We start from the raw sequence: 1,184 nt of genomic DNA, 5'->3' as shown, positions 1-1,184 counted from the left end.
GCGGCTGGGGGCGGCGCTGGCGCCGGAGGTGGACGAGGTCCTGGCCCGCCACCCGCTACGGGAACTGGTCACCGCCTCCGACCCGCTGCCCCTCCTCGTGGAACGCGAACGCGCCCTGTACGGCTCCTGGTACGAATTCTTCCCCCGCTCCGAAGGCACCCCCCAGCACCCCCACGGCACCCTGCGCACCGCCACCCACCGCCTCGACGCCATCGCCGCCATGGGCTTCGACGTCGTCTACCTCCCCCCCGTCCACCCCATCGGCACCACCCACCGCAAAGGCCGCAACAACACCCTCACCGCCCACCCCGACGACGTCGGCGTCCCCTGGGCCATCGGCTCCCCCCACGGCGGCCACGACACCATCGACCCCCGCCTCGGCACCCTCGACGACTTCCGCCACTTCATCACCCACGCCCACCGGCTCGGCCTCGAAATCGCCCTCGACTTCGCCCTCCAGTGCTCCCCCGACCACCCCTGGGTCGACAAACACCCCCACTGGTTCCACCACCGCCCCGACGGCACCATCGCCCACGCCGAGAACCCCCCCAAGAAATACCAGGACATCTACCCCATCGCCTTCGACACCGACATGACCGGCCTCACCACCGAAACCCTCCGCATCCTCCGCCACTGGATGGCCTGCGGCGTCCGCATCTTCCGCGTCGACAACCCCCACACCAAACCCGCCGTCTTCTGGGAACACATCATCACCGACATCAACACCACCGACCCCGACGTCATCTTCCTCGCCGAAGCCTTCACCCGCCCCGCCATGATGCACACCCTCGCCCAGATCGGCTTCCAGCAGTCCTACACCTACTTCACCTGGCGCAACACCAAAACAGAACTCACCGAACACCTCACCGAACTCACCGGCGAAACCGCCGCCTACCTCCGCCCCAACCTCTTCGCCAACACCCCCGACATCCTCCACGCCTACCTCCAGCACGGCGGCCGCCCCGCCTTCGAGACCCGCGCCGTCCTCGCCGCCACCCTCTCCCCCACCTGGGGCATCTACAGCGGCTACGAACTCTGCGAGAACACCCCCCTGCACGAAGGCAGCGAGGAATACCTCGACTCCGAGAAATACCAGCTCAAACCCCGCGACTGGACCACCGCCACCCGCGAAGGACGCACCATCGCCCCCCTCATCACCCACCTCAACACCATCCGCCGGCGCC

Annotated in this window: 1 protein-coding gene; it reads left to right on the top strand. The window is 68.3% G+C overall.

Features of this window, described 5'->3' with window-relative positions; genetic code table 11:
- Positions 1–1,184, top strand: a 1,184-nt coding sequence (locus tag ACFY2B_RS46120; protein ID WP_390769040.1) for an alpha-amylase family glycosyl hydrolase, incomplete at both ends; no start/stop codon positions are given.

Origin of the sequence: Streptomyces sp. NPDC001270 (genome assembly GCF_042896695.1) — a bacterium.
Lineage (GTDB): Bacteria > Actinomycetota > Actinomycetes > Streptomycetales > Streptomycetaceae > Streptomyces.
This window is presented reverse-complemented; position numbering and strand designations above follow the sequence as displayed.